At 65.2% G+C, this 6302-nt stretch carries 2 protein-coding genes and 1 pseudogene; all 3 read right to left on the bottom strand.

The genetic code is table 11. The features are described from left to right. Positions 1 to 2846 (bottom strand): TonB-dependent receptor domain-containing protein (locus ACIQ3R_RS13810; protein ID WP_397419440.1); only part of this gene is annotated, 2846 nt, incomplete at its 3' end. A 172-nt stretch (positions 2847 to 3018) separates the two neighbouring features. Beyond that, positions 3019 to 5427, bottom strand: coding sequence for a TonB-dependent receptor (locus ACIQ3R_RS13805; protein ID WP_397419439.1), 2409 nt, complete (start codon positions 5425 to 5427; stop codon positions 3019 to 3021). A gap of 264 nt (positions 5428 to 5691) precedes the next feature. Continuing rightward, positions 5692 to 6302, bottom strand: a pseudogene (locus tag ACIQ3R_RS13800) (hypothetical protein); the annotation flags it as partial.

Raw genomic sequence — 6302 nt, 5'->3', positions numbered from 1 at the left:
TCGGAGTAACGCGCCAGCCAGCGGACCGAGAGCGGGCCGCGGACATAGGCCACGTAGGCGTTCCCCTTGATCTCCGGGTAGGAGAAGAAGTCGTTGATCAGGTCGCTCAGGCCGGCCCGATCCTCCGCCGGGGCGATCTCGATGCTGGTCCCCTTCAGCTTCACGGCCTCACGCTTGTACTCGATCAGGTAGGTGGCCTCGACGCCCGCCGACCAGCTTCCGTCGAGCCAGCCGTCCCAGTCGTACTGAGCGCGGAACTCAAGACCCGACGTCTTCGTGCCGGGACCGTTGACGACGAAGCTCTGCAGCCGCGCGACGTTGGCGGGGCCGCAGGTTCCGGCGAACGTGAAGCGTGACTGGAGCGCAGCGAACGCCGGATTGCCGCAGTTCACGGCCGAGTTTCCGGGGAACATGGTGGCGTAGAGACGTCCGCCGGCTTCCTCGGTCAGCTCATCCTTGAACTTGAAATTGAAGTAGTCGAGCGTTGCCGAGAAGCTGCCGATTTCGACGATGGCGCCGATGTTGTAGGTGTCGGCCTTCTCAGGCTTCAGATCCGGATTTCCGCAGCTCTGGAACGCGCGATAGCCGCCGCCCAGCACCCGGACCCCGTTGTTGCAGGTGTTGCGGACCAGACCCGAGGTCGGCGCCCGGAACGTGGTGGACGCCGAACCGCGTACGGCCAGCATGTCCATGACCTGCCACTTCACGGCGACCTTGGGATTGGTCGTCGACCCGATCCCGCCCTGGTAAGCCTCATGGCGGATCGCGAAGTTGACGTTGAGATCGTCGGTCACCGGGACCTGCAGCTCGCCGAAGATCGCCTTCACATTGGCGTCGTCGTCACGATCCGTGTTGGAGCCGAAGAACTGCAGCGGCCCGGTCTCATCGACGCAGGCCGCCCGGTCCGGGCAGGGCGTTTCATCGGAGTTGAAGAAAGCCCCGTATTTGCGGACTTCCTGGGCGTAGCGATACTGGCCTCCGACCGCCCATGCCACAGGCCCACCCGCCAGCTCGATGCCCGTCTGGCCTGAGAAGACGCCATCGACCACGAGCAGACGATTGGTCAGCACATTGGTGTAGGGCCCATAGAGCCAGGCCACGACGTCCGGGTTGTTGGCGACCGCTGAGTTGAAGAAGGGGTTGGCGGCGCCATTGACGGCGCTGGTCGCCGTACCGTTCGTGAAGGGGTTGAAGTAGTGGCAACCCAGAGCCGTGTTGCCGGCGTTGGTGGTGAAGTTGTTGGTTTCCGCCGCCGTGCACTGGTCGGTGTTGTTCACCCGGCTGCCATAGCCGCGGAGACCGAGCTGAAGGCGCTGGACCAGGATGTCACTGATGCTGGAAGTGTTCTTCTGCTCCATGAACGTGACGGACGTGTCGTAGTTGATGTTCTCGAAGATCCTGCCCTTGAACCCGCCCGAGACCCGGAACCCGTCGTTGACGATCGACTGGTGATCGGCCCCGTCCTTGTTGAGCGGATGACCGGCGAAGGCCACGGCCCGCCAGCCCAGCTGTGAGATATCGACGCCGCGCGTGATCGCCGAACCCGGATAGGCCGGATTGGGCGCGTTGGCGCCGGTGCGGATCGCGGCGCACTGCGCCGCCGTCAGGGGCGCGCGGCAGTCGTTCAACAGCGCGACCAGGCCTGGATGGTTGGCCGGAATGTTGTAGGGCACCGAGAGGTTCGGGCCATTCGGCGTCGCGGGCGAGAACGAAGTGCCGCCGACGCTCACCGGCGAGGGATACTGCGCCGTCAGGTTCGCGGGTGAAATCCGCTGCACCGGGGTGTCGTTCTTGGTCCAGGCCACTTCGGCGTGGAACGACGTGTTCTCCGACAGCTCGAAGTTCACTTCGCCATAGAGCTGGTAGTGATCCTCGCGGTTCACGAGGTCGTTGAAGTTGGAGAACTGGAACCGGCAGTTCGATCCCGCGCCCGCCGGGTTCTGCGCGCTGACCGGCACCGCGATGGTCGCCGTGGCGCCCTGGCCCAGGGTGCCGTTCAGCGGATTGGGGAAGGTGATGTTGTTGGTGAGCGTGCCGCCCAACTCCTCGCAGCCATTGTCGCGGAAGGTGGTGCCCGCGACCCCGGCAACGCCGAAGAAGCCCGGATTGGCCGCGCCGGTGAAACCGCCGGCGCCGGCATAGCCCGCGAAGTCGAAGGACCGGATCGCCCAGTCGCGGTCATGAATGTCGAGCCGCGAGCGGTGGCGATAGCCGGCGGTCAGCAGCACATTGCCGTTGTCGAACTTCTTCCCCCAGGCGGCGTTGGCGTTGTAGTCGCCGTTCGATCCGTCGATCAGGGCGTACTCGCCATCGACCTCAAGGCCGTCGAGATCTCTCCGGGTGATGAAGTTGACCACGCCGCCGATGGCGTCGGAGCCGTAGGTGGCCGCCGCGCCGTCCTTCAGGATCTCGATGCGGCCGACCGCCGCGGTGGGAATGAAGTTGAGGTTGGCGCCGCCGCCCTGGAACGCCGCAGCCGGGCTGTCGGCCAGCCGGCGGCCGTTCATGAGCGTGAGCGTCCGCGCCGCGCCGAAGCCGCGCAGGTTGATCGTCGCGGTGCCGGCGCCGCCGTTGTAGCGGTTGGACTCACCCAGCGAGGACTGGGACGCCGTGATGGTCTTCACCAACTGGACCACCGTGGGCGATCCCTGCTTCTCCAGGTCGGCCTGACTCAAGACATCGACGGGAAGCGCGGAGTCCTCCGGCGTACCGGCGATGAAGGAGCCGGTGACGACGACTTCCTCGACTTCGTTTTCGGTGGTCTGGGCCTGCGCCGATGCGGCGAGGCCAAGGCTGAATGCGGCGGCCAGCATGGTGCCGGCGCAGAGCTGACTGCGTCTGGACATAGTTTACCTCCCTCGGCCTCACCACGTCTTGCGCGCGGCGTACTGACCATACGTCAGGATGATTGTCCGACTTTTCGTGTTGCGCCAGCCCTTTTCGAAGATTGAGTCTGGTCAAACAGAAACGCCGCCGGGCGCGAGCCCGACGGCGTCTCCAGATCTTCCGAAACCCGGATCAGTAGGTGACGCGCAGCGTCAGGCCATAGGTCCGGGGCTGGCCCAGGAAGGCGTTGAACGAACCCGCCTGGAACGGCGCGTCGAACGCCACCTGGTAGTAGGTGTCGTCGGTCAGGTTCTGGGCCCAGGCTTCGAGCATCCAGCGCTTGTCATTCGAGCCGATGCCGACGCGGGCGTTGACCAGGGTAAAGCCGGGCTGGTTCTTCACCGGCGCCAGATCCGAGCCGGTGTTGTAGGAGGACACCGTCTTGGAATTCAGCGCGATCTTGCCGATCAGGTCGTCGGTGATGTTGCGCTCGTAGGAGACCGCGATCGAGCCGGACCACAGGGGGGCCAGCGAGAGCCGGCTGCCCGGCAGTCGGGCGCCCAGCGACACCGGCGTCGAGCGGGCGTAGGTGGTCTCGGCGTAGGTGACGCCGCCATTGACGGTCAGGCCGTCGACGGGGGTGAACCACAGGAAGTCCACATCCGCGCCCTTGGAGACGACTTCGGGCACCGAAGTGACGGTGAAGACCAGGCCGTTGAACGCGTTGAGCTGGAAGTTCTTGTAGTCCTGATAAAACAGCGTGGCGTTCAGCAGGAGCGACCGATCGAGCAGTGTGTTCTTCACGCCGATCTCATAGGAGTCGACCGTCTCCGGCGCGAACGAGGTGTTGAGCACCGGCTCGGTGGCCTGGCCGCGCACGGTCTGCACGCCGGGCGCGATACGGTCGAGATTGAACCCGCCGGCCTTGTAGCCCCGCGCGAACGACCCATAGGCCAGCACCTGCTCGTTGAACCGATAGGCGCCCTTCACCGTACCGGTGAACTTCTCCTCGTCGCGGCTCTGGGCATTGTTGCGGATCTGGCTGAAGCGCGGGTTGAAGGCGGTGTTGCAGAGCGCGCCATAGGCGCCGCCCAACAGACCCGCCCGCGCCAGCGCCGTCGAACAGCCGATGGCGTTGTCGGAGTTGGTCCAGACCGACCTGAGGTCCTTCTCTTCCCAGGTGTAGCGGGCGCCGACCGTCACCTCGAACGCGTCGCTGACCTTGTAGCTGTTGTTGGTGAACAGCGCGTAGGACTTGGAGGTCTGGGCATAGGTGTCGAGGTTGCCGTTGCCGGGCCGATAGACCTGACCCGTGGCCGGTTGGCCCGTGAACAGTGGCAAGGCGCCGCCGAGCAATCCGTTCAGATACGGCTCGAACTGGGCGCCGAAGGTGATGCCGCGAGTCAGCACATCGAGGTCCTCGTCGGCGAAGAAGCCGCCGACCAGCCAGTTGACCGGCCCGGCTTCGCCTTGGAACCGCAGCTCCTGGGTAAGGGTCTTGAAGCGCTGTGAGGGCGGGTTGGGATCATCCAGACCGGGCGTGTAGATGATGTCGGCGCCGGTCCAGTCGGTGTCGCCGCCGCCTTCCTGCTTCCAGTCACGGACCGCGGTGATGGACGTGAGCTTGGCGCCGTCGAACCAGGGCGTATCCCAGTTCAGTTCCACCGCGACACCCTTGTCGACGATGTTCTTGGCGAAGCTGCGGTTGGAATAGTCGCGGAAACCGTCGGGATCGACCGGGTTGGAAATCCCGTTGGGCGCCAGGGCGCGGACGATGGCGCTGGTCGGGCCGTTGACGATCTGAACCGCGCCGCAACAGGCCTCGTCGCGCTTCGTGTAGTCGATGGCCACATTGATATCGAGGTCGGCGTTCGGCGTGAACAGCACCTGCAGGCGGCCGGTGTAGTAGTCCTGGTCGTTGTTGTCCGGGCCGTTGACGCCCTCATAGATGCCGTCGCGCTTGCGGGCGGCGACGTGCAGCCGTGCGGCGATGGCGTCCTCGACCAGCGGGCCGGTGGCGGAGAGCGAGCCGCCGTAGCCGTCAAAGTTGGAGACGCCGATTTCACCGATAGCGCCCGATTTGAACGACGGACGCTGGGTGATCACGTTGATCACGCCGGCGGTGGTGTTCTTGCCGAACAGGGTGCCCTGCGGGCCCTTCAGCACTTCAATGCGTTCGGGCTCGCCCAGGTCGCCAAAGGCGACGCCATTGCGGGGCCGGTAGACGCCATCGATGATCACGCCGACCGAGGACTCCAGGCCGGCGTTGTCGCCGACCGTGCCGATGCCGCGGATGCGCGCGGTCGTCACTGCGGCGCTGGAGGTGGAGGTGACGGTCAGGCCGGGTGCGGCGATGGTCAGGTCCTTGATGTCGCGGATGCCGGCGTCCTGGATCTGCTGGGCGCTCATCGTGGTGACCACGATCGGCACGTCCTGGAGGCTCTGTTCGCGGAACTGGGCGGTGACGACGACCTCGTCGACATAGTTGGGGGCATCATCCGCGGCCGCGGTCTGGGCCAGCGCCGGCGCGCCGGCCATTGCGACGATCGCAAGGCCGAGCACAGCAGCCGAGCCGCTGTTGAAGTGGTGACGTCGTGACATGAAAGAACTCATTCCTCTGGTATGCGCCGCCCGGATTGGGGAGGGGGCGGTCGGGACGCGCGGAGGTGGGGCGCGCCTTGCGGCGAAACCAGGGTCGATTTTCGACGGGACGTCGCAATTCCGATGCGAGATCGTCTTTGAACGCCTACTGCGGCTCTAACGCAACACTTTGACAGAACAGGGTTTTCGAACGCCGATCGGCCAAAATGAAACCGCCGCCGGCCCTGGGGCCGACGGCGGTCATCTCATTCCGAAGTCAGCGGATTAGAAGCGCTTGCGCACCGCGACCTTGAACGTGCGGCCGTAGGGGTTGCCGATGAAGGGGTCGTAGGACGCCTCCAGTCGGGCCGCCGACGGATCGCGGTCGAAGATGTTGAACACCGACGCGGACACCGTGGTGTCCCAGGGCAGTTCAATCCGATAGGTGGCGTCGAAGCTGTAGAACGACTTCACCTTCAGGCCGATGGTCGTGAGCTGGCAGTTGATCGCCGTCCCCGCCCGGGCGTTGGCCACGTTGCAGTTCGTGGACGATCCCGTCTGTATCGCCGTCGGCCCACGGTTGTCGGTGGCGCCGCCGATGTAGGTCATGTCGAAGCGGAGATTGTGCTCGTCGCGCGAGTATTCGGCGTAGGCCGCGCCACGGATCTTCGACACCGTGCCCGGGAACCGGTCATAGTTCGTGAAGCCCAGAGCCTTGTACGGCGCGGAGACAAAGACCCCATTCACGTCGAACTGGCCGATGTCGTACTTGAGCAGGCGGCTGAACGAGGCGCCGATCGAGATATCGCCGCTCATCACATCGGGCATCTTGTAGTCGATGCTGCCGTCGATGCCCGTCACCTTGGTCCGGGGACCGTTCACCGTGTCGGACCGCA

The organism is Phenylobacterium sp. (assembly GCF_044371015.1).
GTDB lineage: Bacteria > Pseudomonadota > Alphaproteobacteria > Caulobacterales > Caulobacteraceae > Phenylobacterium.
The sequence above is the reverse complement of the archived record's forward strand: the minus strand, read 5'-3'. Positions and strand labels throughout refer to the sequence as shown.

What these genes read in the sequence shown, in the direction of transcription:
- ACIQ3R_RS13805 (WP_397419439.1), bottom strand. Translation starts at nt 5,427, where the DNA reads ATGTCACGACGTCACCACTTCAACAGCGGCTCGGCTGCTGTGCTCGGC.